Here is a 26,432-nt window from a genome sequence, read left to right on the forward strand (position 1 = left end):
GTGCCATGCGGTCTGCCGGAGCATTAGCGCTCGGACTCACCTTTGTTGCTGTCCATCTCGCACTTGGACTCCTGAACATCTTTGCTCCAGGACTCCCACTCGGGGACGTCACCATCGTCTATGCGCGGTGGGCTGAACAGGCTTACGCCTCTGGCGTCGTTGTCGGCGTGGATATGCCCTGGGTGTATCCGCTGTTGGCGCTGGTACCGATTTTGGCATCCGTCACATTCGGGCTTGAACACATCGCAGCAGCGTGGCTTTCTCTCGTGATGGGTGCAAACGTGCTCGCGCTCGGATTTCTCACCGGATGGGGGCGTTCGCGTTCGGGAATGATCGCCGGCTGGTGGTGGACAGCGTTTCTGCTCGTTCTCGGCCCGATTGCTTTAGCGAGAATCGATGCCATCACTGTTGCTGTGGCGATCATTGGGGTGACGCTTCTCCGTTCGCGCCCACAGGCGGCCGCGATTGTTCTGGCCTGCGCCACTTGGATCAAGGTGTGGCCGGCGGCACTCGTGCTTGCGGCACTCATCGCCGTCCGCGACCGCGGAAAGATTGTCGTTGGCGCAGCTGCCACCTCGGCAACAATCGTCGTGTTCGCCCTTCTGGCTGGCGCAGGCTGGAATGTCTTCAGCTTTATCACGCAGCAAACCGGCCGTGGCATCCAGATCGAGTCGCCCGTTGCCGGGATTTGGCTGTGGCAGATCGTGGCGGGTGTTCCTGACACTTTTATCTATTACGACAATACGATTCTGACGTTTCAGATCGCTGGCTCAGGGGTCGAGGTCGCGGCCGCAGTTATCACCCCAGTGCTCGCCATCGTTGTTCTCGCAATCGCGTTGCTCGGTGTGCGGGCGGTTCGGGCTGGAGTCGCAACCTTGGTCATTCTGCCGATGTTGAGTTTGGCACTGGTAGCGGCACTGATTGTTGTCAACAAAGTCGGTTCACCCCAGTTCATAACCTGGCTCGCTGTGCCCATCGTGTTCGGGATGTTGACGCGCAGCGCCCGTGGTGCAAACGGCGCCCCGAGTTTTCGCATTCCCGCAGTGCTCACGCTTGTGATTGCGGCGCTCACCCACGCCGTTTACCCCTACCTGTATCACTTGCTCTTAGCTTCCAACCCCGCAATGATCGCCCTGTTGAGCGTCAGAAATCTGTTGCTCATTGTGTTGTTAGGGTGGGCCATTGTTGGCGTTGCGCGGCTGAGCTCGACGGCACCGTCAGCACCCACAGCACCCACAGCACCCACAGCAAGCACGACAACAAAGGAGCCAGCATGATCGTCGCATTCTCAGTAGCACCCAGCGGTGGGCCAGACGGAACCGACTCCGTACACAATGCGGTTGCTGCCGCAGTGAAAGTTGTCAGAGACTCGGGGCTCCCGAACCAGACTGATTCGATGTTCACGACGATCGAAGGCGATTGGGATGAGGTGTTCGCCGTTGTGAAGGCTGCGACCGAGGCTGTTGGTCAGTTCGGTTCGCGAGTTTCGCTCGTGCTGAAGGCCGACATCCGCCCTGGTCACACCGGTGAGATGACGGGCAAGGTCGAACGTCTCGAGCAAGCCATCATCCGCTCCGAGAACTAACTCCGTTTAACGCAAGAACCGCCCTGACCCACTTTCGGTGAGATCAGGGCGGTTCTTGTTGTGTCTACTGGCAAGTGATGCGGCCTAGAGGTGGTGCATCGTTTCGGTTTCAATGAGGATGCCGTCTTCGAGTGCGCGCTTGCGCAACGCCACCTTCGTTCCGACATCGAAGCCCGCGACGCGGTACTTCTCGCGAATACGCTTGAGGTAGCTCTTGGCAGTTTCTTCGGAGATGCTGAGCTGGTAGGCCACAGACTTGACGGGCTCGCCGCCGCCATAGAGGGCCATAACGCGGCGTTCTTGGGCGCTGAGTTTGGGAGCACCACCGATTTCGTCGGCGTTGATCGCGAGGTCAAGCTCGGCTGAGACAAAGGACTCGCCTTTAGATGCGGCCCGGATTGCTTCAACGATCATGTCAGCGTCTTCGCTCTTGACGAGGTAGCCGAGGGCGCCGGCGGCGAGAGCTTCACGAACAACGTTGGGTTCGGAGTATGTGCTCATCAAAACAACGCGCACGTTCATCGACTTGAGGGTGTTGATCTTGAGTGAAACGGGGATGTTGTCTTTGAGATCGAGGTCGAGCAAGACGACATCAACAGGGAACTCAGGGTGGATGGTGAGTTCGGGCCACGTGGGCACGGCAACGACCATGTCGATGTCTGCGGCAGCCTTTCGAATCCACTCGGTGAGAGCGCCGAGCAACATTCGGTGATCGTCAACGATTGCGAGCCGGATGCGCTTTGTTGGTTCAGTCACAATGAATTCCTCTTAGTTGATCGTCTTATCATACGAATTTATTGGTCGGCGGGGTTTTCGACAAGGCATTCGATGTCCAGTCTCACGCTGGAATCTTCGGTGGAATCTGTATAACTACCCACCTTAGCGATTGCCTCCCACGTGGAGGCGTCGATCCGGTTTCGGGCTACTCCGCTGGAGGTAATCGCAATCTTGATCGCCACTTTATCTTCGGAGCCCGGGGCCACAGCGGTTGTTGATGGTGCGATTGTGATGTGAACGGAATTCTTGGCACCGCGTTTGGCCGTATCAGTGACAAACAGCCATGCTGTGGAAAGGAGGCCATCCCGCTGCACAGGGTCGAGCAGCCCAGCCAGGCTTCCCTTGTCTGTGAGGGTCACTGACTTGCCGAGCAAGTCCGACTCCGTGATGGCGTGGTACAGCCACGTTTCGCGTCGCCCTTCGATGAGGTGCAAACGCAATTCGGTTGCCAGCGATGCTGCGGTTGACGCGATCTTGGGGGTGAGAGGGAGCTTTGTCGAACCATTCGATACCGAGTCGAGCAATTTTTCGGCAGCTAAGTCGAGGCGTGCGAGTTCCTCGGATGCCATCATTCCCACGGCGAAGCGAGGCGCAGTGAGGGTGCTCTGCACGAGAACGCGGTCGAGCTCGACCTGCACGAGCCGTCGGAAGTTGCGGATGAGGGCAAGTCCGATCACGGTGGGCAGAACGGCAAATGATACCGACGTAATTTGTGGCGCAATGTTTTCTGTCGTGAGGGGAACATTGATGACAATGGCTGCCGCCAACGCCACTCCGATTACCGAGACGGCGATGATGATGTCGGAACTTGGGCGGACCGTCAGTACAAGAAGTAGCGTCATCCCCGCGGCGATAGCCGAGGTGGCGTACCCGCCGATGTCATGAAGAGGCCAGATCGCATAGAGGTCGAGAGCAACGACGGAGGCGAGACCGAAGAGGAAGAGCGCGAACATCCAATGGGGAAGTTGGCCGCTCATGAGTTGAACTGCGGTAATCGTTCCCACGATGAGGAGAACGAGCACTATCCAGGCTGCCGCTGCGGGAACTGGGTTGGGATAGAGGTCCCATTGGACGACGAGCCAGACGAGGCCGTAGATTGCCCGCAGGCTGACGAGCACAGCGGCGCCGACGCCAACAAAACCTGTTCCGAGGCTAGTGAGTCGCGGGGTGTCTTCGCCCGCGAGACGGCTGATCCTCGCGCTCTTGGAGTGTCGAGGCTTGCCGCCAATAATGACACCGAGAGTGTTCTCTTCTGGAGGAGCGTAGGTCATCGTGGAACCTCCAAGACAACGGTCGTGCCGGAACCAGGGGTGGAAAAGAGGCGGGCCTGGCCGCCCACTTCCTTGAGTCGAGCAACCACCGATTCTTTGAATCCGAGACTGGCGGAATCGACGTCGTCGAGCACAAACCCCACACCAGAGTCGGTGATCATCGCGCGCACGGTTGTCTCGTCTTCGGTGATGGTGACGTGCGCATCGGTCACGCCAGAGTGACGGCGAACGTTCTCGAGACACTCAGCCAAAGCGAGAAGGAAAGCATCGAGCACATCGCTCGGCAGGAGAACCTGGCCCGTGCCATGCCAGCTCACTTCGAGTCCCATCCGGCCGAAGCGCTGTTTTACAGACTCGAGCGTGGTGCCGAGCACTGTTTCGCTCACCGGGGTGCTGAGGTTGTAATCACCGGATGCTTGCGGGGTAGGTGTGGCGCCGAGGCGCAACTGACGCAACAATCGGGCATCGTCGCCCGCTTGCTGGCGCATGGCATCCGCAGACACTCCCAAGCCAGAGTGGGCAAGTAGCGTCAGTGTTGCCAGAACAGTGTCGTGAAGTAGACGGGCTCCCTGACGACGCTGAGCTTCGGTTTCGCTAGCCTGACGTTCTGCACGGTGAGCTCGGCCGATGCTCGCAATGCGTCGCACTGCTTGAGGCACCCCGGAACTGATCCAGAAACCGATTAGCGCAGCAAGGAGCCAACCGAAGACCAGCAGTGCGAGGGTGTGGACGGCGTTTTGGAACGGCTCGAGAGCCAATACCGTTGTGCCAGCGACGGCAACGAAGCTTGCCAAAAGCACAAGGCGTCGCGTTAGCGTGCTCGTGAGCACAATGGCAATGCAGGCGAGTGACGCCGACGAGAGTTGGGCTGCCGCAGCGAGGCCCGATTGGTTTGGCCCTCCCGGCGTGCCAGCGATGAGCAAGATGGCGATGATTCCCGCCACAAAAGACGGAACGACCCAGCCGAGCGAGCGACTGTTGCCCATTTGAAACTGCAGGACCGTGATAATCAGGTAGAGCGGAAGACATAAGAAGAGTGTCGTGGTCTGAACGGCGCCCGGAAGACTCAGGCAAATGACGGAAACGGCAAGAAAGCTCAAGCTCGCTACCCGCGCAGTGCGCTGCAGTAGGCGATCCCGTTCTTTAGCGATGAGGTCCATTTGTCGCAATGCTTGCACAGATACCCCCTCCCTCGGGGGTGACGCACCGCCTTTTCGCATGAGGAATCGGCAATTTCTCGTCAACACGCTCAGAGCGCGCTGATTCCCAGCAGGACTAGAGGTTGAGAAGGCGGCGAAGTTGGTCGCTGACGAGCTCAGCTTCAATCAAGAATCCGTCGTGTCCGAACGGCGAATGGATGACGTGCGGCACTGCGCCATCGATATTCCCTGGCAAATGCTCGGCAATGATTTCTTGGCCGGAGACCGGGAACAGTCGGTCGCTATCGATGCCAAGGACCAGGGCGGGCATCGTGGCCCGGCTGAGAGCCTGTCGCATTGTGCCTCGCCCGCGTGCGACATCGTGCGAGCTCATCGCTTCTGCGAGTGTGATGTAGCTGTTGGCATCGAAACGGCGCGCAAACTTGTTGCCGTGAAAATCGAGATAACTCTCAACCGCATAGCGACCGCCGCGGCCCCACGGGCTCACTTCGCTTTGCCACGTGCGCGCAAAGCGTTCATTCAATTCATCGGATGATCGGTAGTTGAGCAGCGCGAGACGTCGCGCGAGTGCGAGGCCGCGGTGCGGACCGTCACCGTCGGCGGCGTCGTAGTAGGCCCCATCGGCAAAAGCGGGATCAGTGCGGATAGATTCCACCTGCACAGAGTTGTGGGCAATCTGGTCTGCCGTTGAGACCGGTGGCGCAGCAAGGATCGCAACGCGAGCAACCCGGTCGGTGTGGCCGACGGCCCACTCGATGGCGTGCATCCCACCCATGGAGCCACCGATGACGGCAGCCCACTGGTCGATGCCAAGAACGTCGCTCAGGGCGACCTGTGCTGCGACTTGGTCGCGAATGGTGATGAACGGGAACCGGGCGCCAAACTCGGCTCCATCGGGGGCGTGTGATGCCGGACCAGTGCTGCCCTGGCAACCACCCAAAATGTTGGGGGAGACGACGAACCAGCGGTCGGTGTCGATTGCTTTGCCCGGACCAACAAGGTCGTTCCACCATCCGGCAGTTGAATGACCATGACCGGGGGTGCCCGCAATATGGCTGTCGCCGGTGAGGGCGTGCGCGACGAGGATGGCGTTAGACGCATCCTCGTTGAGGGTGCCGTGCGTTTCATAGGCGATACGAACAGACGCGAGTGTTCCGCTGAACTCAAGCGGAAGATTGGTGACGGTAGTGAATAGCCGCTGACCGACAGGATCGCCCTCGCGCCAGGCGCCCGTTGCTGGGGGCTTGCCGAGGAGTGAACGCACGTTTGCGTCGGTGATAAATGCTGAAGGAACAGTGTCCTCAGGTGTCTGCCAGTCCATGTCCTCTTAAGTATCGCGAACTAATCCGTTGGGCACGAAATTATTACGCGGATCGGGTGCCCGGTAAACGAGAAAATGGCGACGGTGTTCAGGGAACACCGCCGCCAGGATCAGCGGTATTAGGCGCGAGCGCGAACCTCAGCGGTCTTTGCGCGTGCCGCATCAAAGCCGGACTGCAGGTCGGCTGTGATGTCCTCGATGTTCTCGAGGCCCACCGAAAGTCGCACCAGTCCTGGTGTGACTCCAGCAGTCAACTGCTGCTCGGGGGAGAGCTGGGAGTGGGTGGTCGACGCGGGGTGAATGATGAGGCTGCGCACGTCACCAATGTTGGCAACGTGGCTGAACAGCGAGACACCGTTGACGAAGGAGCGACCAGCTTCTACGCCACCCTTGAGCTCGAAGGAGAGAACTCCGCCGACACCCTTGGGGGCGTACTTGTTCGCGTTGGCGTACCACGGGCTCGACGGCAGACCGGCGTAGTAGACAACGTCAACGTCTTCGTGGTTGTCAAGCCACTCGGCGATGGCCTGCGCGTTCTGAACGTGGCGCTCGATGCGTAGGCTGAGCGTCTCGATGCCCTGAATGAGCGAGAACGCGCTGTCGGGAGAGATTGCTGCACCCAAGTCGCGGAGCAATTGCACGCGGGCCTTGATGATGTAGGCAATGGCGTCGCCGAGCACGCCCGTGTAGCTCGCGCCGTGGTACGAGGGGTCGGGCTCAGTGAGCCCCGGGAACTTCTCAACGTTCTTCGACCATTCGAACTTTCCACCGTCGACGATAACTCCGCCGAGAACCGTGCCGTGGCCACCCAAGAACTTCGTTGCTGAATGAACGACGATGTCGGCCCCGTGCTCGAAGGGGCGAATGAGGTACGGAGTCGCGATCGTGTTGTCGACGATCAGAGGAACACCTGCCTCGTGGGCGACATCGGCAACGAGCGAGATGTCGAGAACGTTGATGCGCGGGTTACCGATGGTCTCAGCAAACAGAAGTTTGGTGTTGGGGCGCACCGCTGCGGCCCACTCGGCTGCGTCATCCTGATTTTCAACGAACGTGGTTTCGATGCCGAGCTTGGCGAGCGTGTACTTAAAGAGGTTGTAAGTTCCGCCATAGACAGACGATGACGACACGATGTGGTCGCCAGCCTGGGCGATGTTGAGAACCGCGAATGTGGTTGCCGACTGGCCGGAAGCGAGCAGCAGTGCAGCGGTTCCGCCTTCGAGAGCGGCTACGCGCTGCTCGACGACATCCTGTGTTGGATTCTGGATGCGGGTGTAAATGTTTCCGAACTCGGCAAGAGCAAAGAGGTTCTTGGCGTGATCAGCATCGTTGAACACGTAGGCCGTGGTCTTGTAGATCGGTGTAGCCCGCGCGTTAGTGGTCGGGTCAGGCTGCGCACCGGAGTGGATCTGCTTGGTTTCGAAGTTCCAGTCGCTCACGGCGGCCTCCTCAGGTTTAAGGGTGGATCGGGCTATCCGCCACACTCAGAGCCTAAGCAGGGTCCCTCTGACGGTCAATCAGCGCTGAAATATGTCGTAACTCAACTTTTCTTTGAATCTTTGGCGACTTCGTCTGGTAACGGCGTAAACAACCACAGCGGTTTTGGCTCAATGATGTAGTGGAATATTTTCTTCACAAATGGAGTCGACAACACGAGAGCCACCCCAATTGACGCAAGAACGAGGCTGAGCAGCCACATTGCGGAAGCTCGCTCATCATGCAGCAGTCCGCTTTCTCGAAGGGGATAGAGAACGAAGCTGTGAAGAAGATAGACGTACATGGTCGCTTGCCCGGCATCCGTGATCCAGGTGTGGCGTCGTGGAACGAGTGAGAAGAATGCCGCGCTGAGAATTACGGCAAGCAGGATGAGCCCCAATCGCACGCCTCCAGCCCACCACTGGTTTTCGCCGAGGCCCTCGTAGGAGTCGTCGTAGAAGAACCAGAAGCGCAAGTCGATGGTTCGCCAGAGCTCGATGTTGCCGAGGATTATTGCCAACCAGCCAGCGAAAACGGTGACGGCAAGTCCGCGATACAGCCAAACGGAACGTGTAGCGGTTTGCCATCTTTCTATGGTTCGCCATTCACGAAGCTTCCAGCCAAGAACAAAGAAGGGCAGGATGCCGATCGCGCGTGAGAGCGAGAAAGTGCTGTCGACATTGTCGAAATAGCCAACCCCCACCGAGCCGATTATGGCCCACAGCAACGGCCAGCGGAGTAACGCTAGATAGGGCAGGATCAGTCGAAAGATTCCGAGAGCGAGCAGGAACCATAGGGTCCAGCTTGGCTTCGACGGGTTGAGATCAGTCTCACCTTCAGCAAAATACTTCACGAGAGCCCAAATGGCCTCCATGATGAAATACGGCAGCAGGATGTCGGTGAGAACTCGCCGCATTTGAAGCGCTGAGGGAGCCCCGGGTTTAGAGAAATAGCCACTGATAATGGCGAACGCCGGCATGTGGAAGGCGTAGATAAACAGGTAGAGCGCGAGAGCGTAGTTGGAGTCGTACGTGAGGCGCTGGATTCCGTGCCCAATCACCACAAGGGTGACGGCAAGAAAGCGCGCATTGTCCCAGTGCGGCATGCGCGCCTTGGGGGTGCGGGCGGGCGCCGCTGTGGTGAGAGAAGCTCCGGTCATTCGTTGAAGTGTAGTGCGCGAGACCGTGAGCTTCGTGTGCCTTCCCCGCCGGAAGCGAGACTAGATTGACTAGTCACTCTAAAATACCTACGGTGGAAGAATGAAACACAAACCGGAGGCGATTCTTGATGCCGCCATCGTGCTTTTCGATCGAGAGGGCATTGGAGTCTCAACGGCAAAGGTTGCCGCTGTCGCAGGTGTGTCCAATGGGACCCTCTTCAATTACTTCTCGTCGAAGCAAAAATTGCTCGACGCCGTGTATGGGCATCTCACCGACGAGCTCGCCGAGGCGTTGGGAGAATTCGACCGCGACGGGGCGCCTCGTGAGCAATTCTTTACGGCATGGCGGCGGTGGCTGGAGTGGGCGAAGGGCTACCCAGAGCACCATCGAGTGAAACTATTGCTCAAGGGAGCAGATCTCGTGAGTCCTCAGGCGCAGCAGGTCGCGGACGCCCATTTCGGAGCGCTGTATCTCCTGCTTGCGGAGTGCTCGCGAGCAAACCTTTTTGTCGATCTCCCCGACGAGTATCTAGCCGAGACGTTTATCCGTCAACTGGAGCTGTCCGTCGACAGCGCGCTCACTCCTGAGCAGGGCGAACGAGCGTTCACCGTGCTCTGGAACGGCATTACCCGCCCCGCCTCTCATGCCATCCCGCTACAAGAATCTTTTCAGGAGAAAACATGACCACCGTGCTCGTTACTGGCGCATCAGGCTTCATCGCTAAACACCTCATTCGCGAATTGTTGGAGGAAAACTACTCCGTGAAAGCGGCAGTTCGCTCAGAAAAGCGGCAGGCACAGGTCGAGGCGCTATTCCCCGGTGCTGATTTGAGCTTCGTGTCGCTCGACCTGCTCGCAGATCAGGGCTGGGCAGAGGCGATGGTCGGAGTGGATGTGCTTCTCCACACCGCGTCTCCTTTCCCCGTTGATGAGCCCAAAGACCCCCAGGAGCTTATCCGGCCTGCCGTTGAGGGCACGCGCCGGGCATTAAGCGCAGCGCAGGCCGCTGGGGTGCACCGCGTCATCCTCACCTCGAGCTGCGCCGCAATCTACAAAGATTCAGCCAAGCCGCGAATGGATGTCTCTACGCCGGCGAACTGGACAGACCCTAAGCATCCCGATACGACTGCCTACGAAGCATCCAAGACTTTGGCAGAACGTGCGGCGTGGCAATTTGTGGCCGAGCACCCCGAAATGCAGCTCACTACGATCAACCCGGGAGCCGTCTTTGGTCCGCCGATGGATGAGCACTACGCCACCTCATTGGCGTACGTTGAGCGCTTCCTCGGGGGCGTCGATCCGGCGTACCCCAAATCGAACCTGCCGATCGTGGATGTGCGTGACGTTGCCCGCATGCATGTTGCAGCGATCGACAGCGCGGTGGCGATCGGCAAACGCTATCCGGCGAATGCGGGTGCGATGATGATTGCCGACGCCAGCGCCGTGCTCAAGAAGGTCTATCCGGAGCGCAAGATCACTACCCGGCAGCTGCCCGATTGGCTGGTGAAAGTTGTTGCTCGTGTCAACCCCGCGGTGCGGGCCCTTGCCGGTTCCATCCAGCGCAACCTCGATGTTGACGGTTCCGATGCCCCGCGTGACTTGGGCTTCACCTACATTTCCTCTACCGACGCCATTCTGGCTTCTGCCGAATACCTCGTCGCAAACGAACGCTAGGGCGCTTCCGCGGAGCGGGTGGGTGGTATCCGGTGGCTGACCGCTACTGGATGCCGCTACTTTTAACACATGGCAATCAAGCGAGTAGTAGTTACCGGGGCAAGCTCAGGCATTGGCGAGGCGACTGCTCGTCGGTTCGCCAATAACGGATGGCGTGTGGTCGCTGTTGCGCGTCGTGAGGAACGGCTCGCGGCGCTCGCGGCCGACACCGGGGTTGACACGTTCGTTGCCGACGTGACGAAACAGGATGACGTGGAGGCGCTCGCCGCCTACCTTCGTGAGCTTGGCCCCATCCATGCGCTCGTCAACAACGCGGGCGGCGCGCTCGGCGTCGCGAGTGTTGAAGAGAGCGACGCGGATGATTGGATCCGGATGTTCGACGTCAACGTCGTGGGAACCAAGCGCGTTACCAGCGCGCTCTTGCCGCTGCTGCGCGAAGCGATCGTTGAGGGCGAGACCGCGAGCATCCTCATGATCACGTCAATCGCAGCCTCAGTGCCGTACGAGGGTGGCAGCGGCTACAATGCGGCTAAGTTTGCCCAGCACGCCCTCACCGCTGTATTGCGGCTGGAGCTCGCGGGGGAGCCGATCCGGGTGATCGAGGTTGCTCCCGGCATGGTGAAGACAGAAGAGTTCGCGCTCGTTCGTTTCGGCGGAGACGCTGCCAAGGCAGACACCGTCTATGAGAATGTGCCCGACCCGCTGGTTGCCGATGACATTGCCGAGGCAATTGTGCACGCTCTTGAGCTGCCGCCGTTCGTCAACCTCGACCTCATCACGATCAAGCCTGTTGCCCAGGCTGCGCCGCACAAGATGATCAGGGGCGCGCTGAAGGTTCGTTAGTCGTTGCTGTTTCCGGGCGCTGCCGCAGGTTCGGTGCTCGCGGTCCCCGTGTCGTCCGCTCCTACTGCTGGCACGAGCTCATCGATGTCATCCACCACGTCCGCAAAGGCTAGCTTCGGCACCAAGAACAGCAGCACGGCGGCGACGAGTGCACCAACACCGCAGATCGTGAACACCGTCAGGTAGCCGAACAAGCTTGAAGCGGTTTCGGTGACGGCGGATGCCGCCCCGGCCAGAAGCACGATGGCGAAGATCGCCGAGGCGAACGAGCCACCAATCGTCTTGGTCGTGTTGGTGAGAGCAGTCGCGATGCCGGTCTGGCCCCGCGGGGCAGCGGCAGCGGCAGCGGCAGGGAGCGCACCGACGAGGGCACCCGAGCCAAGACCTGCGATGCTCATGTTGAGGAAGACGCTCAGCACTGTCGCATGGAATGGCAAGAACATGAGGTAGCCGGTTGCGACGAAGAACGTGGCCACGATGAGGGCAACCCGCGGACTCTTCCACTTCGACAGAATCGGGAAGAGCAGCGCTCCCACAATCATTGACACAAGGTAGGCGCCGATAATGTACGAGATCTCATCCGATTCCATTCCGAGGCCGTACCCGTTGATCGGGTCGGTGCCGGCGAAGGTCGCGAGCGGTGCCTGGGCGCCGAGGAGGCTGATGCCGACAAGCCCCGCAGTGAGTTGGATGGGCCACATGCTCGGGTCTCGCAACATCCGAAGATCGATCGCAGGATCTTTCTGGCGCAGTTCGTAACGACCCCACGGAATGAAGGTGGCGACACCAGCGAGCATGATGACGTACACCCACAGAGCGCCTGGCCCGTTGATTCGCAAGAACGTGAGCCCCGACGTGATGAGCAAGAGGCCGAAAGTGAGGAGCACGAAGCCCCAGAAGTCGAGCGTGCGGCCGGGCAGCGGTTTCGATTCGGGTACACCGAACAGGATCACGAAGAAGACGATCGTTACCGCGATGGCGGGGATCATGAGGGTCTGCTGCACGTTCTCGCCAAAGGCCTTGAAGATGCGGCCGCCACCGAGGGCACCGATGATGGCACCGGCTTCGAGGGCAACGACGAGGAATCCCGCAGCGCGGCGAGTTTGTGATGCGCCCATTCCCGTCGTGCGTCCGCGGTCGAAGATCAGTGCGACTTCGAGCGGGAGCCAGACGACGTAGAACCCCTGCAGCGCCCACGCGATCAGGAAGCTCGTGAAGTCACCCGTGAACGCCAACCACCACGTTGCTCCGGCGGTGAGGACGGTCGAGATCAGCAGGATGCGCTTGTGGCCGTGCATATCGCCGAGCTTCGCCAAAATCGGCACCACAATGGCGCTCAGGAGCAGCTGGGCGGCCTCAAACCAGTTGAAATCAGCGTCGCGGATGCCTAAATGCTCGACGAGGTCGGGGATCAGCGGGATGTAGTACCCCTGGATGATTCCGCTCACCAGTTCGACAAAGAAGAGGTAGCCGATGAGGCCCATCGTGATGGCCCCGGATTTTCCGCGCAGGAATGACATGAACGGATGCTATCGGTAGCGGGGGCGGAAGCTAGCGTAGTGACATGGATTTCAGCAGTGTCGACCCCGGGTGGTCTCGCGTACTCGACCCCGTCGCGACTCAGCTCGAGGCGGTTGCTGCCTTTCTTGCTGAGGAGACTGCGAAGGGACGCGAGTGGCTTCCCGCCGAAAACGCAGTGCTGCGGACCTTTCGTGAGCCTTTCGATGACGTGCGAGTGCTCATCGTCGGCCAAGACCCGTATCCGACGCCCGGGCACGCCGTGGGGCTAGCGTTCTCGGCCGACCGGGCGGTGCGACCGCTACCGCGCAGTCTCGGCAACATCTACCGCGAACTCAACGACGACCTCGGGATCCCGCCAGCAACTCATGGCGATCTCAGCGCGTGGCAATGCCAAGGGGTGCTGCTGCTCAACAGGGTGCTGACAGTGAGGGCGGGGGAGGCGGGCTCCCATCGTCGTCACGGCTGGGAAGAAGTGACGGCCCACGCGATACGCGCGCTCGCGGAGAGGCCGCAACCGCTTGTTGCCGTGCTGTGGGGCAAGGATGCGGCATCCGTTGCACCACTGTTGGGCGATACCCCGGTGATCATGAGTGCTCACCCGAGCCCGCTCTCTGCTCGTCGGGGTTTCTTCGGTTCGAAGCCATTTAGTCGCGTGAACGCTGCGCTCGAGGCGCAAGGCGCTGAGCCCATCGACTGGCGAATCGACCCGTCACCAGCCCCATAAAATAAGAGTCTCGTCACCCTCGGGGCGAGACAGTCTTCACCACTCACCTTCTTTGTCACGACACCTCGGGAGCAGCCATGGCACACCACTTTAGAGACGCCATCGCAGCGGATGATGTGGCGCTCGCCGAAATCTATGGCTACTACGTGAGCACGACCGTTGTCACGTTCGACATTGTCGAGGTCACTCCCGAGATCATGACGGCCAAGCGCACGTCGGTTGAAGAGTCGGGGCTGCCGTTCATCGTCGCGGTTGACGACGACGAGCGCGTGCTCGGCTACGCCGCGATGTTCCCGTGGCGTCCTAAGGCCGCCTACAAGCGTACGGCCGAGGGCTCGATCTATCTCTCGCCGTCTGCGACAGGCCAGGGTGTTGGCGGTGCGCTGCTCAACGAACTCATTGAACGTGGGCGTCGGGCGGGCATCCGCGAAATTATTGCCGTCATTTCGGATGAGGGAACCGAGGCCTCCGTGTACCTGCACCAGAAATTGGGCTTCGAATCCATCGGGCATCTCAAGCGCGTCGGCTTCAAGTTCGACCGCTGGGTCGGCACGTACCTGTTGCAGAAGTCGATCGAGGAGTAACGCCGTCCTGCGCGATTGCTTCCGCAACGAACGGATGCCCGACTTTTCCGCAAGGGGAGAGCCGGGCATCCGCGTATCTGGGCCGGTGTATCGACCGCCGCGTTTGAGCTACGCCGCGTTTCTCGGGGTTGCCCGCCGCAGCAGCGTGAACCCGGCCACGCCGCTGATCGCGGTGAGCACGAGGCTCCAAGCCGCGACCCCGAGAACGCCGAGGTCGACCAGCGTGGCACCAACCGCAGCCCACGAGTCCGTGAAGGTCGCCAGCGCAATCAATCCGACGAGGAGTGCTCCGACGATGATAAAGAACACGGAAACGCCGGTTGCCTTCCAACGAACCCAGACAGCGGCAATCGCTGAACCGAAGAAGAGGAAGAACAGGAACAAAACGAAAACGACAAAAATGCGTTCGGGCGTGGAATCGCCGAAGTAGATCGGTGCGAACATGGTGCCACCCATCCCCCAGCCGTTGGTTGCGTTTTCGATGGCGGCCAGAACGCTCAGGCCCGTGGTGTAGATGACGGCGAGGACCACGAAGGCAAGCGCGCTACCGAGGTAGTAGTCACGACGAGTGACGCCGTAGCCGAGGGCGAAAGGGAAAGTAATACTGATCGCTTGAATCGCCACCACCATCATGTAAATGAAGATGAAGAAGCTGGATCCACCGAATTCTGTTCCTTCGAGTGCACCTACGCGAGCCTCGGGGGAGAGCGCCGAGAAAATCAGCCACCAAATTGTGAGAGTTCCCACGAATATCACGCCGAGAATGATCCAGGGTAGGCCGAGAGTCGTCCACGGGTTGGCGAAATGCAGTTTGGCGACATTGGCGATGCGCTTCAGGGGGCTTGCCGGTTGGGCGAGAGCCGTGGTTGTGGTGGTCATGCGCTGGCCTCGAATTCCTTAGTCTCGGTGCGGGTGAGTTGGATAATGAGCTGCTGCAACGACACCGGTGACAGTTCCAGTCCGGCAGCTTTTGCCTCGCGGCGCTCGCTCTCGCTGAGCCCGGACACGGTCACGGAGCTGAGCCCGCCGATTCCGTCGCGGTGCAGCACTTCGCGGTTGCCGATGAACGTGTCGACGGCGGTCTTCATACCGACGACGTTCGTTGCACGATCGCGGAGAGTTTCGGCGTCCTCGTTGATGAGGAGCTTGCCGTCGTCGATCACGAGTACGTGTTCGAGCAGGTTGGCGACCTCGTCAATGAGGTGAGTGGAGAGGATCACGGTGCGCGGGTGGTTGGCGTAGTCCTCAAGAAGGCGGTCGTAAAAGATTTGACGTGCCACGGCATCCAGACCCAGATAGGGCTCATCGAAGAAGGTGAGTGGTGCGCGTGAGGCGAGGCCAACGATGACTCCGATGGAGGAGAGCTGGCCGCGGGAGAGCTTCTTGATTCGGCGGTCGAGGGGGAGGCGGAAGTCGGCGATCAGACGCTCGGCGAATTCTTGATCCCAGTTGGCGAAGAACCAGGGTGCGGTCTTGAAGACGTCCTTGGGGCGGAAGTCTTCGGGGTAGCGCTGGCTCTCTTTGATGAAGCAGGTGTTCTGCAGAACCTTCGCGTTCTCGACCGGAGAATGCCCGAACAGCGAGATTGTGCCGCTTGAGGCGAACTCTTGGCCGGTGAGCAACTGCATGAGGGTGGTCTTGCCTGCCCCGTTGCGGCCGAGCAGGCCGTAGATCTTGTTCTCGGCGACCGTGAAGCTCACGTCGCTGACGGCTTTCACTTTGCCGAAGTGCTTGCTGAGGTTGTTTACCTCGATGGTGGAGGTCATGAGTTGTTCGCCTCCTTGGCGATCATCTGGGTGAGTTGGGTGGAGTCGATGCCGAGCTTTTCTGCTTCGGCCAAGAGGGGGCGAACATACTCGCTGCTGAACTTGTTGCGACGGGTACTTTTGAGTTGTTCTTGAGCGCCAGCGGCGACGAACATTCCGATTCCTCGTTTCTTGTAGAGAATTCCGGCATCGACGAGAACGTTGACGCCTTTGAGGGCGGTCGCGGGGTTGATGCGATAGAAGGCTGCGAACTCGTTGATCGAGGGAGCTTGGCCTTCTTCGGGCAGTGCGCCGGTGATGATGTCGTTCTCAATGTTCTCGGCAACTTGCGCGAAGATGGGGCGGGAGTCATCCATGTGAGCCTCCTTTCTGTTTCTGTGGTGTTGATCTAGCTGCGATTCGGCTAGTTGGTTAGTTGGTGATGCAACTAACTAACCAGCATGGCGGGACGTTGTCAACCCCCTTAGGCTGAATCCGTGTCAGAACTTCATCGCCTCACCGCCCTTGAGCAGCTACATCTCTTGCGATCGGGCGAGGTGAAGCCCACCGAACTCGTGGAGTGCTACCTCGATCGCATTGAACGGCTGAATCCTGAGCTGGGCGCTTTTACGGCGGTGACTCCGGATGCTGCGCGCCAGCGTGCTGGCGAGCTAGAGGCCTCTGGCTCCCGCGCCTCCGCCCTCTGGGGTCTGCCCTCGGGCGAAAAAGACTTGTGGGCCCGCGCGGGAGTGCGCACCGCCTACGGATCGCGCGCCTTTGCTGACTTCGTGCCCGAGGTGTCGGATGAGATCGCCGACGTTCTCGATGCTGCCGGCGCAATCAGCCTCGGCAAAACCGCAACCCCCGAATTCGGGCTGCCCGCCTACACCGAGCCGCTCTCGGATGCCCCAGCCGTGAACCCCTGGGACACCTCGTTAGGCGCCGGCGGCAGCAGCGGGGGAGCAGCCGTCGCGGTTTCTGCGGGGCTCTTGCCCTTCGCGCCGGGCTCGGACGGTGGTGGCTCGATTCGTATCCCCGCCGCCGCGACTGGACTCGTTGGGCTCAAGCCATCCCGTGGTCGTGTGCCCGCGGGCAGTGGTTTCGGCAGTCTCGGCCAGCTTCCGGTCACCGGCCCTCTCGCTCGCACGGTGGCGGATGCGGCATTGCTCCTCGATGGCATCGCCGGCCCCTCGCCGTTCTCGGTTGGCCCACCCACGTGGGACGGTGGCGCCTTCCTCAACGCCGCGATCCGCGGCGAAGGCACCTTCAATATCGGCGTCATGACAACCTCGCCGTGGGACGACACCTACGAGATTTCTGTGTCGGCCGAAGCTCAGGATGCTCTCACCCTCGCTCGCGCAGCGCTCGACCAACTCGGCCACGGCAGCGAAGACTTCGCGCTCGACCCCTCACCCGAATACGCCGAAGCCTTCACGGTGCTGTGGCAAGCGGGAGCGGCCGGAATCCCGCTCGATGGTGAGCAACTCGAGCTCGTGGAACCCCTCACGAAATGGCTCATCGAAAGCGGGCGTCGGATGAGCGCGAGCGACGTGGGCGTCGCCATCGCGACCCTCTCTCGGTTTGAGCGCAGCGTCATCCGCCAGTTCTCGACCTACGACGCCGTGCTGACGCCGGCGATGGCCATGACGCCACGCCCGCTCGGCTGGTTTCATGCCGAGGATGCCTTCGAGAACTTTGCAAAGCAAGTGCAGTACACACCTTGGACGAGTTTCGTCAACGTCTCGGGCCTGCCCGCGATCAGCCTCCCCGTGCACGCAACCGCGGAAGGGCTGCCGATGGGCGTGCAGCTCATTGGCCGCCCCGGTCGCGAGGATGTGCTGCTCGCGATTGGCGCGCAGCTTGAGCGGCGCTTTCAATGGGGCTCGCGGCATCCGGCGGCGTTTGGGGCTTAGAGTCCGCCGAGAGCGCTTCGTTATTTAGGTAAGGCATGCCTATACTGGGATCAATGTTTCCCGAACTCTTCACCCCGCAGATCGCCTGGAATCCCCAGTCGGCTGACCGCGTGCTGCTCGCGGGAGACGAGACCTCGATCGACGCCATCTCGATGATTCTCGCGACATTGCCGGCCCGTTCTCGCGGCCAAGTTTTCATCGAGGTCGACTCCGCTGACGATATCCAGCCGCTAGCGGCTCCCGGCCGTTTCAGTGTGTGCTGGCTACTACGCGAACGTGGCCAGAGCGTCGCTCGCTCGGTTGACGCGTGGTTGAGCGAAATGCTCCCCGTGAGCGCGTTCGGCGAAAGCACCGTCTATGCGTGGGTTGCCCATCAGGGCCCCGCTCGCCTGCTCAGCTCGAACTAGTTCACGGCGCTCCGCCTAAACCTTGGGTGTGCGCGCCGATCGGCCGCGAAGGTAACCGCCTAGCTCCAACCCGGCCTCGATTTCGAATCGATTCTTCAGAGCGTCCTGCCCGGCAAGCAAATACAGCGGGATAAACCACAATCCATAGTGCCGCCACTGTTTACGGTGCACAGCCTCATGCTCAAGCACCGTGTCGCTCACATTGTCGCATGTGAGATACACCGCGCCAATGGTCGTGCCGCCGCGACCAAACGCCCAGCGCGGCACATGCTCGGCAACAATCACACCGCCACGAAAACGCAATCGAAAGCCACTCAGTAGCCCACCCCACAGCAGCCCGGATGCGGTAGCAAACCAATACCCGGGTCGCGTAACAGCGGGGTGCAGCAGCACTCGCTGCACTCGCGGATTGTGTTCAGCTTGGGCAATGGCGCGGCCAAACCGTAGGCCTCGTGAAGCGCTCATTTCTTCAGCCCGTTGCCGTCGTTAGGGGCGACCAACAGCCTCGAGTAGCCGCAGCCACACCTCGCTGATTGTCGGATACGAGGGCACCGCATGCCAGAGGCGCGCGATAGGGACTTCGCCGACTATGGCGATCGTGGCAGAGTGCAGCAGCTCTGCGACATCCTGACCGACAAAGGTTGCACCGACAATGACCTGACGTTCTCGGTCAATGACGAGCCGTGCTTGGCCCTCATAGTTGTCGGCTTGAAGGCTTGCCCCGGCAACCCAACCGATGTTGTAGTCAACGATTTGAGTGTCTATTCCGTGCTTCTCGGCACCTTCAGCGGTGAGGCCAACTGAGGCGACTTCGGGGTCGGTGAACGTCACTTGGGGAACAGCGCAGTGATCTGCTGTTGCCACGTGAGAGCCCCACGGTGCGTTATCGACCACAGCACCGGTGGCGCGTGCCACGATCACATCACCAGCAGCGCGCGCTTGATACTTGCCCTGGTGGGTGAGCAGCGCACGGTGGTTGACGTCACCAACGGCATACAGCCAGTCGGTGTCGTGCACGAGCATGGTGTCGTCGACGGCCAACCAGTCTCCGGGGGTGAAGCCGACGGTGTCGATTCCGATATCTGTGGTGCGCGCTGTGCGACCCGTCGCCACCAAAATTTCGGATGTGGTGAAACTTTCGGTTTCGGTATCAATGTCGATGCCGTGACCGGTGCGCTTGATGCGCGTGGGGGACGCCTTCACGATAGTGACGCCTCGCTCACGGAGAGCTTTCGCGACCAGGTCACTGGCAAAATCTTCTTGACCGTTGAGCACACCGCTACGAGCAAAGAGGATCACTTTGGCGCCGAGGTCGCGGTAGGCGGTTGCCATCTCAACGCCGACAACGCCGCCACCAATAATGGCGAAGGATTCAGGAACTTCTTTGACGGATGTTGCTTCCCTTGGTGTCCACGGTTGCGCCTCAATGAGGCCAGAAATATTCGGAAGCATCGGCGTCGATCCGGTCGCGACGACAACTGCGTGATGTGCCGTCAACGTGGTGACCTCACCATCCTTTGCGGTGACGATGACTCGTTTAGGCCCATCGAGCCGCGCGTGGCCCCTCACGAGATCAATGCCCGCTTTCTCTACCCAACTGACTTGGACAGCGTCATCCCAGTTGTTCGTGAAGCTGTCTCGGCGGGCGAGCAGAGCAGCAACATCGATGCCGCCCGTGACCGCTTCGGCTGCACCTGCCACGCGTGTGGCGGCACGCAGGGCGAGCCCGCTGCGAATGAGCGCCTTCGAGGGCATGCACGCCCAGTAGGAACATTCGCCGCCGACGAGTTCGCTTTCGACGAGTGCAACGCTCAGTCCGCCTTGCACAACCCGGTCAGCAACGTTTTCGCCGACAGCGCCGGCGCCAATAACAATGACATCCCACGCATTCTCAGTCACAGTGATTCCTACTTTCCGACGAAGTGTGCGGTTGTGCGCGTCATGAAAGCTTCCATGCCGATTCTGGCATCTTTGCTCTGAGCGACTGCGACTAGCGCTGGTTGAAGCCCGGCCTCTGCCGCAGCATCGCCCTCGCGAATAGCAAGGTTAGCGTTGGCGAGGGCTGCCTGAACAGCGAGCGGTGCCTGAGCGGCGACCCGCTGAGCAAGCTCAAGTCCGCGGGCATACTGCTGGCCATGGGGCACGACCTCTTGCACCATTCCGATGCGATGAGCTTCGGCGGCATCGAAGCTGTCGCCGGTGAGAATCCAGCGCATCGCATTCGACCATCCAACTTGACGGGGAAAGCGGATAGTCGCTCCACCGAACGGAAGGATTCCGCGTGAGACTTCGACCTGGCCGAACACGCTTGAATCGGCCGCAACGGCAATGTCGCTGGCCAAAATCAGTTCAATTCCGAGGGTGAGGCAGGTGCCCTGAACGGTGATGACCACAGGTTTGGAGAGTTTCTGCCCGGAAACTTGCCACGGGTTTATCCCACCCTCGGGAACCATATCGAGACCATCGGCACCGATTCGGGGGCCGATATCGGCAAGATCGAGGCCGCCAGTGAAGTGGTCACCATGGGCAAAAACGAATCCGGCGCGCAACTCAGGGTCTCGCTCCAACTCGCCATAGGCAAGCGCAAGCTGCTGCAACATTTCCATGTCGGCGGCGTTGCGTTTGTCGACTCGATTGAGCCCGATGAGCAAGACGTGGCCATCTCGTTCCACGGTCACTTTGGTGTTACTGGTGTTGAGGTCAGTCATGGTCCCAGCCTACGACCCGCGCGCCAACGTGGGGAGGGAAGCTGACGATAAGCTCATACCCAGCCCAACTTTTCGGAGGTTCCCGTGTTGCGTTCCGCAATTCTTGCTCTCGCTGTTGCCTCGACGGCCCTCCTCGCTGGTTGCTCAAGCGAGCCGCCCGTTGAGATCTCCGCGAGTTCGATTGCGGCAACGGCGGCCGCGGCGCTAGAACAGTCCGTCGGCGAGTTGCCCGCGATCGACTGCGGTGACGACCTGATCGAGCTGAAGAATGGCACAACCCTCGACTGTGTGTTGACTGATCCGGCGCTCAATGAAGACTTCGATAGTGAGGTCACCATCAAGGACGTCGATGGCGCCAATTATTCGGTGTCAGTCTCGGTAGCTGAGGAGCCTCGGGAATAGCACCCTGTTGTCGATGTCCCGGCTAGCGGCGACAAACAACGCGCCCTACCGTGCCGAAGTAATGGCGCCGATCAGTCGCAATATGGTCGGCAGATCATCCGCTGCCTGACTGACGGATGCCGGGGCGAATTCAGTAATTCCGGCGCCGGCAAGCGGATACTTGGCCACAATCGCGCGAATTGTGTCAGCGAGCAGTGCCGGAGTGATCCCAAACGGCACCGGGGATCCGAGACCCGCCATGTCGGCAGGGTCAAGCACATCGAGATCAATGTGGAGATACACGGACTCTGCGCCCGCTTCGGCCAGCGCCTCTAAGACTGACTCAGGAGAAAACTCGATCACACCAATCGAGCGGATGCCAGCATCCTCAATGTAAGTGTCTTCTTCGGGGTCTGCCGAGCGCACGCCGGCAAGAATCACCTGATCTGTCGTGAGCGGATGCGCGGGCACGAGTGGCGCTGCACCCTCACCCAGAAGAGTCCGAAGTACCATCCCCGTAAATGCACCAGAAGGGCTGGAGGCGGGAGTGTGCAGGTCGGGGTGGGCGTCAATCCAGACCACGACTGGTGCGTTGGCGCTGACATGCCCGATCGCCGCCAACTCGACACCACAATCGCCCCCGATCGTCACGTGGGTCGCAGAGTCTGCGGCATAGAGCTGAAGAGCTCGGTCGCGAACAAGCAAGAGTGAACTCAGGCGTTGAACGCCAGTGCCTTGGTGATCGCCAGCTTCGAGCGGCACGTCTACGGTGCGAGTCGATGCGGAGGGAAGATCGCCCCGAATCGACTCGGCACCGTCCACGAGTTGCATTGCTCGGGAAGACCCTGAGCCCTGCCACTGTGGAACGACAACGTAGTCAATTGTCATTCGTAAGATTTCGTGTTCGCGCTACTCGCCAGCCGTCACAGCTTTAGTGCCGCCCGACTTGAGCGCGGCCAGGCGGGCCTCAACTTCACTCTGCTTTCCGAGATCTTCTAGGCCTTCAAACTGGGCGTCGAGGCTGGATGCTGCCAACTCTTGCTGCCCAAGAACCTTGGCCTCTTCGCGCCGAATCTTGTCTTCGAAACGACCGAGGTCGCTAGTCGGGTCGAGCAGGTCGATCGACTTGAGAGCATCGTGAACTTGCGACTGCGCTTCGACAGTCTTGGAGCGAGCGACGAGTTCATCACGCTTTGCGGTCAGTTCGCTAAGTTTTGCGCGCATGCCGTCGAGCCCACTCTTGAGCTGATCAACAACGTGCGTTTGCGAGGCAATTGTTGGGGCGGCGGCACGGGCTTCGTTTTCGGAGGAAACCTGACGGCTGATGGCGATCTTCGCAAGGTTGTCGAACTTGTCAGCGTCAGCCGAGTTGCCCGCTGCGCGAAGTTCATCTGCCTTGTTGCTTGCCGCGAGGGCTTTACGACCCCAATCGGCGGCAGCGTTCCTGTCTTCGGTGTGATCCTGCTCCATGAGCCGGAGATTGCCGATCGTCTGAGCAACAGCGCTCTCCGCATCCGCAATGGAGTTCGTGTAATCACGCACAAGCTGGTCGAGCATCAACTGAGGGTCCTCGGCCTGGTCGAGAATCGAGTTGATATTCGCCTTCAGTAGTTGTGAAATACGTCCGAGGATCGACTGCTTTGCCATGCGACATGCCTTTCGTAAGTGTTACCGAGCAAACCGTACTTAGAATCTACCGCCGCGACTGCGACCGCCACCACTGCGACCAGAACTTCCGCCAGAGCGACTGCCGCCTCCAGAACGACTGCTGCCGCCCATCCGAGAACCACCAGAACGTGAACCACTCGAGCCCGAGCTGCCACCCCACGATGAGCCGCCCCACGACGGGCTCTGGCCTGACCGAGATGACCGTGAGCCCAAGCTGCCGCCGATAAGGCCTCCGATGATGCCACCAAGAATGTCGCCACCCGAGCTGCCACCACCACCGCTGAAACCGCCAAGCCCACCGAGCCCGCCCATGCCAGTACCCATTCCGCCGCCGGTCGAGAACTGTGAGACATCACGCTGTGCGAGATCGTATGCCGTCGCAGCTAGCTGATCGGCTTGTCTCGCATGCGTCAAGGCCGTAACCGGATCGGATGTCTGCAAAGCCAGTGCCTGCTTCACCTGACGATCGGCTTCGCTAATTCTCGTTCGCGCTTCGGAGCCGACACCACCGCGACGGGTCGTAATGAACTGTGCCGTCGTGGTGATTCGCGACTGAGCGCCCGCAAGCGCAGCTGTCAGTTGCGTCGCTGCCTGAGCGACGGCCGCCTGCTGATCACGCACCCCAATAAACACTGTTTCTAGGGCAGCGTTTGCCTCACCGAGCGAGCTCAAGCTTGCCACGGGATCATTCGAGTGAGCCTGTGCCGAGGCAAGAGCGGTTTCGGCAGTAGCGATGTATGGCTGCAATGCTGACGAGGCGTCGTCGCGGGGCAGAGCGCGAGCTGCAGCAATGTCTGAAGTGGTGTCTGTGATTGCGGCAGCCAGTTTTTGCTCGGCCGATTGCAACTCTGTGGCAAGTGAATCCACGGCATCCATGAGCTGCACGGCCTGACCTAATTGGGCCTGAGCTGTGCGCACAGCAACAGCAGCTTCACCAGATTTCTGGGCCTCGATCGCCGTACTGGCGGTCGCTGATGACTCAATGGCAGCGGCCAGCAGGGCGCGGGCTCGCTCCACATTGTCGGCCACAGAATCAAGCGCAGCTGGTGCATAGCGCTCCAATAACGAGGCCAAAGCCTTTTCTTCTGACGGAACTCGGTTGCTCGCGCTGGCAATCAGTGCCGACGTCTCAGCGAGGGCTGCCGGCGCGTTTGTTTCGAGTTGCCGCAATTCTTCAAAGGCGTCGGCTTGGTCATCCAACAGGCCATCGGCTTGCTCACACAGGGCGATGATTTCGAGGGTCACAGCACGTTTCTCGTCAGCACTTTCTGGTTCGCTGTCATCAAGTTTCTGGCGCAGACGGAACGCTTGCGCAACAGTGCTATTTGCTTTCGCCAGTGACGCCTCAAACTCGGCAGTCGCGGCCGAACCAAACTGGGCAATCGCAAAACCAAGCTCCTGCTCGCTTGTCTTTAGTGCATCATCCATTTCGACTAGAGCGCTGCCTGCGCGACGGTCGAGTTCCTCCTGAGAGACACTCTCGCCCGGCTTCTGAGAATTGCTAGCGCTGCCTCGACGCCGCACGCGATAGATCGCATAGGCACCGACACCGACGACGGCAGCCCCGCCAACGATCGGTAGAAGCGGGATGCCACCTCCCGATGATGCAGAAGGTGATGGTGCTTCTTCGCCGGTGAGCGAATTCGCCCCCGCGATAGCAGCCTGAGCCCAATTGTCGTTGCGAAGTTGTGCTTCGATAGCGCTCTCGGCCGCATCCAATTGAGCGTCAGTTACGGGCGCATCAGCGGAGACAGACAGCGAATACTGTCGTTGCGAAACAGCAACCGCCAGCAGAAGATCGGCGTCACCGAGGCCATTGGCCTCTGCCGCGGCATTCGCCCAGTCAACGGGAGCGTTGGGGTTCGTGAACTCGTCAACGTAGACCACAAAAAGTTGCACACCAGTCCGCTCGTACAGCGAGTCGAGAGCCGCAACAACGTCTGCAGTGCTGCCGTCGAGCACGCCGGTGTTGTCGATGACATAGGCGCCATCGAGCTGAACAGGGTCGTCGGCGAGAGCTGGCGTCGCTGTCATCACTGCGAGCCCAACAGCAAGGGCAAATACGGTGGCTAATCGAGCCTTCACTGGTGCTCCCTTGTCGACGAAAGTGACACGAGGAGTCTAGCGAAACGACACGTGGAGCGACCTAGTTACTCCAGAATGATCGTTGACGGTGTGCTGCGCACTTCGGCAGCCGCTCCCGTTTCGGGGTCGGTCGGCGCGAATGCGAGCGAGGTGCTTATGGCGTAGGTGCCAGGCTCGACCTTTCCGCCAGTGTCGATGACCGTGCAATCGTGAATCGCAATTGAGACCGCGAACTCAATGCTTTGGCCCGGCTGCAAATTCACCGGAATGACGGACAGGATTTGTGCGTCGGGGCTGTGAGAAATCGAGACACTGTCCCGCGTCAAATTGACGTCGGGGACCGAGGCGGTTGTTCCCGTTACTGCTTCATCCGAAGTATTGGTGAGACGAACGGTACCGAACGCACTGCCGGATGCCGGGACCGTACTATCAATGTCAAGGTCAATCGCGAGCCCATAGGGTGTCGCCGCGCTCGACGGGATGATTGCTCCACACGTTTCGGAAACGGCGCCATCCTGGGGCGCAATGTACGACTCCGCTGAGTCCGCACCGGCACCGCCCTCTTCGCGAGTCGCCGATTGGTCGGATGCCACACTTCCTGCCATGAGATCACCGGTGCGGGGAAATGTGCTAATTCCGGCAAACAGCAGGGATGCTGCCGCGAGAACACCAACAGCACCAACCGCCAACTGGCGTGGTCGGCGTCGGGCTTTGCTGCGGGAAACTATGGCAGCGGTGTCGATCGTGATCGCGGGCTTTTCTCCTGCGGCGAGGTGGGCGCGCAGTTCGTTCTCATCAACCATGGTGGCTCCGCAGGTCGTGGGTTTCGGCGCGATCAAGGCTCACTGCCATCCGCGCGAGCGCGTCACTCAAATAGCGTTTTACGGCGCCGGGACTGATCTGCAGGGTTTCGGCGATGTCATCCACCTTCAGATCTTCGTAATACCGCAGCACTATGCAGGCCCGTTCGCGCGGGCGTAGCTTCATCAACTGAGACTGCAAGTCGAGTCGAATCTCGGTGTCGGCATCCGGAGATTCTTGAGTTTCAGGCTCAATAGTGAGGTGCGCAATTTTGCGCCAACGACTGAGTCGTCGACCTCGATCGAGATAGGTGTTGAGGATGGCGCGACGCACATACGCTTCTGCGCTGGCTATGGAAAAGCCGTTGCGCAGCCGGCCGAATGTTTTGACGAGTGCATCGTGAACAAGGTCGGATGCATCGTCGCGGTTTCCTGAGATCAGGTACGCATAGCGCGTCAAGGCTTCGCCTCGCTCTGCGACGAGTTGCGTGACTACGTCTTCCCAGCGGGCAGGGGTGTTTTCGGTCTCAGTCACTGAGCCCCTCCTCGCCGTTGTCTCTATTGTGGCCGAGGAATGGCCAACAGTTAGCGCAATTGTGGTCACACTACTAAAGACGAACGGCGAGGCGG

At 60.2% G+C, this 26,432-nt stretch carries 28 protein-coding genes; 10 read left to right on the forward strand and 18 right to left on the reverse strand.

Annotation, left to right across the window (positions count from 1 at the left end; genetic code table 11):
- Positions 1 to 5 precede the first annotated feature (5 nt).
- Positions 6 to 1,277, forward strand: a complete 1,272-nt coding sequence (locus AC061P_RS04740) for a glycosyltransferase 87 family protein (RefSeq protein ID WP_480392158.1) — start codon at positions 6 to 8, stop codon at positions 1,275 to 1,277.
- The gene (locus AC061P_RS04745) at positions 1,274 to 1,585 is read left to right on the forward strand and encodes a thiamine-binding protein (protein WP_449648807.1); all 312 of its coding nucleotides are present in this window, start codon (positions 1,274 to 1,276) and stop codon (positions 1,583 to 1,585) included. The genes AC061P_RS04740 and AC061P_RS04745 overlap by 4 nt, the downstream gene beginning before the upstream one ends.
- An 84-nt stretch (positions 1,586 to 1,669) precedes the next feature.
- Here the strand turns inward: AC061P_RS04745 and AC061P_RS04750 are convergent, their stop codons facing one another.
- The 6 genes from AC061P_RS04750 to AC061P_RS04775 form a co-directional block, all read right to left on the reverse strand.
- On the reverse strand, positions 1,670 to 2,341 hold the full coding sequence (locus AC061P_RS04750) for a response regulator (protein ID WP_449648808.1): 672 nt from the start codon (positions 2,339 to 2,341) through the stop codon (positions 1,670 to 1,672).
- A 38-nt stretch (positions 2,342 to 2,379) separates the two neighbouring features.
- Positions 2,380 to 3,633, reverse strand: a complete 1,254-nt coding sequence (locus AC061P_RS04755; RefSeq protein WP_449648809.1) for a hypothetical protein — start codon at positions 3,631 to 3,633, stop codon at positions 2,380 to 2,382.
- Entirely contained in the window at positions 3,630 to 4,793 is a 1,164-nt protein-coding gene (locus AC061P_RS04760; protein ID WP_480392159.1) for a sensor histidine kinase, read from the reverse strand. Before AC061P_RS04760 ends, AC061P_RS04755 begins: the two co-directional genes overlap by 4 nt.
- A gap of 115 nt (positions 4,794 to 4,908) precedes the next feature.
- The gene (gene metX / locus AC061P_RS04765) at positions 4,909 to 6,114 is read right to left on the reverse strand and encodes a homoserine O-acetyltransferase MetX (protein WP_480391962.1); all 1,206 of its coding nucleotides are present in this window, start codon (positions 6,112 to 6,114) and stop codon (positions 4,909 to 4,911) included.
- A gap of 119 nt (positions 6,115 to 6,233) precedes the next feature.
- Positions 6,234 to 7,553: a bifunctional o-acetylhomoserine/o-acetylserine sulfhydrylase gene (locus tag AC061P_RS04770; protein WP_449648811.1), complete on the reverse strand. Its 1,320-nt coding sequence runs from the start codon at positions 7,551 to 7,553 to the stop codon at positions 6,234 to 6,236.
- Positions 7,554 to 7,654: 101 nt separating this feature from the next.
- The gene (locus AC061P_RS04775; protein WP_480391963.1) at positions 7,655 to 8,749 is read right to left on the reverse strand and encodes an acyltransferase family protein; all 1,095 of its coding nucleotides are present in this window, start codon (positions 8,747 to 8,749) and stop codon (positions 7,655 to 7,657) included.
- Positions 8,750 to 8,849: 100 nt separating this feature from the next.
- Between AC061P_RS04775 and AC061P_RS04780 the strand changes: the two genes are divergently transcribed.
- From AC061P_RS04780 to AC061P_RS04790, 3 genes are all read left to right on the forward strand, one after another.
- Positions 8,850 to 9,434 (forward strand): TetR/AcrR family transcriptional regulator, encoded by a 585-nt coding sequence (locus tag AC061P_RS04780; protein ID WP_480391964.1) that lies wholly within the window; start codon positions 8,850 to 8,852, stop codon positions 9,432 to 9,434.
- Positions 9,431 to 10,423 carry an NAD-dependent epimerase/dehydratase family protein gene (locus AC061P_RS04785; protein WP_480391965.1) on the forward strand — a complete coding sequence of 331 codons (993 nt, stop codon included), beginning with the start codon at positions 9,431 to 9,433 and terminating at the stop codon, positions 10,421 to 10,423. The genes AC061P_RS04780 and AC061P_RS04785 overlap by 4 nt, the downstream gene beginning before the upstream one ends.
- A 69-nt stretch (positions 10,424 to 10,492) precedes the next feature.
- A complete protein-coding gene (locus tag AC061P_RS04790) occupies positions 10,493 to 11,266 on the forward strand; it encodes an SDR family oxidoreductase (RefSeq protein ID WP_480391966.1) in 774 nt (257 codons plus the stop codon).
- On the opposite strand, the gene AC061P_RS04795 is transcribed toward AC061P_RS04790, so the two are convergent.
- The gene (locus AC061P_RS04795) at positions 11,263 to 12,786 is read right to left on the reverse strand and encodes an MFS transporter (RefSeq protein WP_480391967.1); all 1,524 of its coding nucleotides are present in this window, start codon (positions 12,784 to 12,786) and stop codon (positions 11,263 to 11,265) included. The genes AC061P_RS04790 and AC061P_RS04795 overlap by 4 nt on opposite strands.
- A gap of 44 nt (positions 12,787 to 12,830) precedes the next feature.
- Between AC061P_RS04795 and AC061P_RS04800 the strand changes: the two genes are divergently transcribed.
- Entirely contained in the window at positions 12,831 to 13,511 is a 681-nt protein-coding gene (locus tag AC061P_RS04800; RefSeq protein ID WP_480391968.1) for a uracil-DNA glycosylase, read from the forward strand.
- A gap of 77 nt (positions 13,512 to 13,588) precedes the next feature.
- A complete protein-coding gene (locus AC061P_RS04805) occupies positions 13,589 to 14,095 on the forward strand; it encodes an N-acetyltransferase family protein (RefSeq protein WP_480391969.1) in 507 nt (168 codons plus the stop codon).
- A gap of 108 nt (positions 14,096 to 14,203) precedes the next feature.
- Here the strand turns inward: AC061P_RS04805 and AC061P_RS04810 are convergent, their stop codons facing one another.
- Genes AC061P_RS04810 through AC061P_RS04820 form a run of 3 tightly spaced genes read right to left on the reverse strand, consistent with a single transcriptional unit; the run spans position 14,204 to position 16,217 of the window.
- A complete protein-coding gene (locus AC061P_RS04810) occupies positions 14,204 to 14,974 on the reverse strand; it encodes an ABC transporter permease (RefSeq protein ID WP_449648819.1) in 771 nt (256 codons plus the stop codon).
- A complete protein-coding gene (locus AC061P_RS04815) occupies positions 14,971 to 15,861 on the reverse strand; it encodes an ABC transporter ATP-binding protein (RefSeq protein ID WP_480391970.1) in 891 nt (296 codons plus the stop codon). Before AC061P_RS04815 ends, AC061P_RS04810 begins: the two co-directional genes overlap by 4 nt.
- On the reverse strand, positions 15,858 to 16,217 hold the full coding sequence (locus tag AC061P_RS04820; RefSeq protein ID WP_480391971.1) for a GntR family transcriptional regulator: 360 nt from the start codon (positions 16,215 to 16,217) through the stop codon (positions 15,858 to 15,860). Before AC061P_RS04820 ends, AC061P_RS04815 begins: the two co-directional genes overlap by 4 nt.
- Before the next feature lie 120 nt (positions 16,218 to 16,337).
- Between AC061P_RS04820 and AC061P_RS04825 the strand changes: the two genes are divergently transcribed.
- On the forward strand, positions 16,338 to 17,753 hold the full coding sequence (locus tag AC061P_RS04825) for an amidase (RefSeq protein WP_480391972.1): 1,416 nt from the start codon (positions 16,338 to 16,340) through the stop codon (positions 17,751 to 17,753).
- Between the two features lie 53 nt (positions 17,754 to 17,806).
- Positions 17,807 to 18,160, forward strand: coding sequence for a siderophore-interacting protein (locus tag AC061P_RS04830; RefSeq protein WP_480391973.1), 354 nt, complete (start codon positions 17,807 to 17,809; stop codon positions 18,158 to 18,160).
- 15 nt (positions 18,161 to 18,175) lie between these two features.
- Here AC061P_RS04830 and AC061P_RS04835 read toward each other — a convergent pair whose 3' ends face one another.
- Genes AC061P_RS04835 through AC061P_RS04845 form a run of 3 tightly spaced genes read right to left on the reverse strand, consistent with a single transcriptional unit; the run spans position 18,176 to position 20,868 of the window.
- Positions 18,176 to 18,625: a hypothetical protein gene (locus tag AC061P_RS04835; RefSeq protein WP_449648824.1), complete on the reverse strand. Its 450-nt coding sequence runs from the start codon at positions 18,623 to 18,625 to the stop codon at positions 18,176 to 18,178.
- 21 nt (positions 18,626 to 18,646) lie between these two features.
- Positions 18,647 to 20,059, reverse strand: a complete 1,413-nt coding sequence (locus AC061P_RS04840) for a dihydrolipoyl dehydrogenase family protein (protein WP_480391974.1) — start codon at positions 20,057 to 20,059, stop codon at positions 18,647 to 18,649.
- Between the two features lie 8 nt (positions 20,060 to 20,067).
- Positions 20,068 to 20,868 (reverse strand): crotonase/enoyl-CoA hydratase family protein, encoded by an 801-nt coding sequence (locus tag AC061P_RS04845; protein ID WP_480391975.1) that lies wholly within the window; start codon positions 20,866 to 20,868, stop codon positions 20,068 to 20,070.
- 84 nt (positions 20,869 to 20,952) lie between these two features.
- Here AC061P_RS04845 and AC061P_RS04850 point away from each other — a divergent pair, with 84 nt between their 5' ends.
- Positions 20,953 to 21,270, forward strand: a complete 318-nt coding sequence (locus AC061P_RS04850; RefSeq protein ID WP_480391976.1) for a DUF4333 domain-containing protein — start codon at positions 20,953 to 20,955, stop codon at positions 21,268 to 21,270.
- A gap of 45 nt (positions 21,271 to 21,315) precedes the next feature.
- Here AC061P_RS04850 and AC061P_RS04855 read toward each other — a convergent pair whose 3' ends face one another.
- From AC061P_RS04855 to AC061P_RS04875, 5 genes are all read right to left on the reverse strand, one after another.
- Positions 21,316 to 22,137, reverse strand: coding sequence for an arginase family protein (locus tag AC061P_RS04855; RefSeq protein WP_480391977.1), 822 nt, complete (start codon positions 22,135 to 22,137; stop codon positions 21,316 to 21,318).
- Between the two features lie 21 nt (positions 22,138 to 22,158).
- Positions 22,159 to 22,896 carry a PspA/IM30 family protein gene (locus AC061P_RS04860; RefSeq protein ID WP_449648829.1) on the reverse strand — a complete coding sequence of 246 codons (738 nt, stop codon included), beginning with the start codon at positions 22,894 to 22,896 and terminating at the stop codon, positions 22,159 to 22,161.
- Between the two features lie 39 nt (positions 22,897 to 22,935).
- Complete coding sequence (locus tag AC061P_RS04865) at positions 22,936 to 25,002, reverse strand: TPM domain-containing protein (RefSeq protein ID WP_480391978.1); 2,067 nt, start codon at positions 25,000 to 25,002, stop codon at positions 22,936 to 22,938.
- Positions 25,003 to 25,067: 65 nt separating this feature from the next.
- Positions 25,068 to 25,805, reverse strand: coding sequence for a hypothetical protein (locus AC061P_RS04870; RefSeq protein WP_480391979.1), 738 nt, complete (start codon positions 25,803 to 25,805; stop codon positions 25,068 to 25,070).
- Entirely contained in the window at positions 25,798 to 26,337 is a 540-nt protein-coding gene (locus AC061P_RS04875; protein WP_480391980.1) for a sigma-70 family RNA polymerase sigma factor, read from the reverse strand. The genes AC061P_RS04870 and AC061P_RS04875 overlap by 8 nt, the downstream gene beginning before the upstream one ends.
- Positions 26,338 to 26,432: the final 95 nt, after the last annotated feature.

It is taken from the genome of Rhodoglobus sp. G.S.4, from assembly GCF_056619605.1.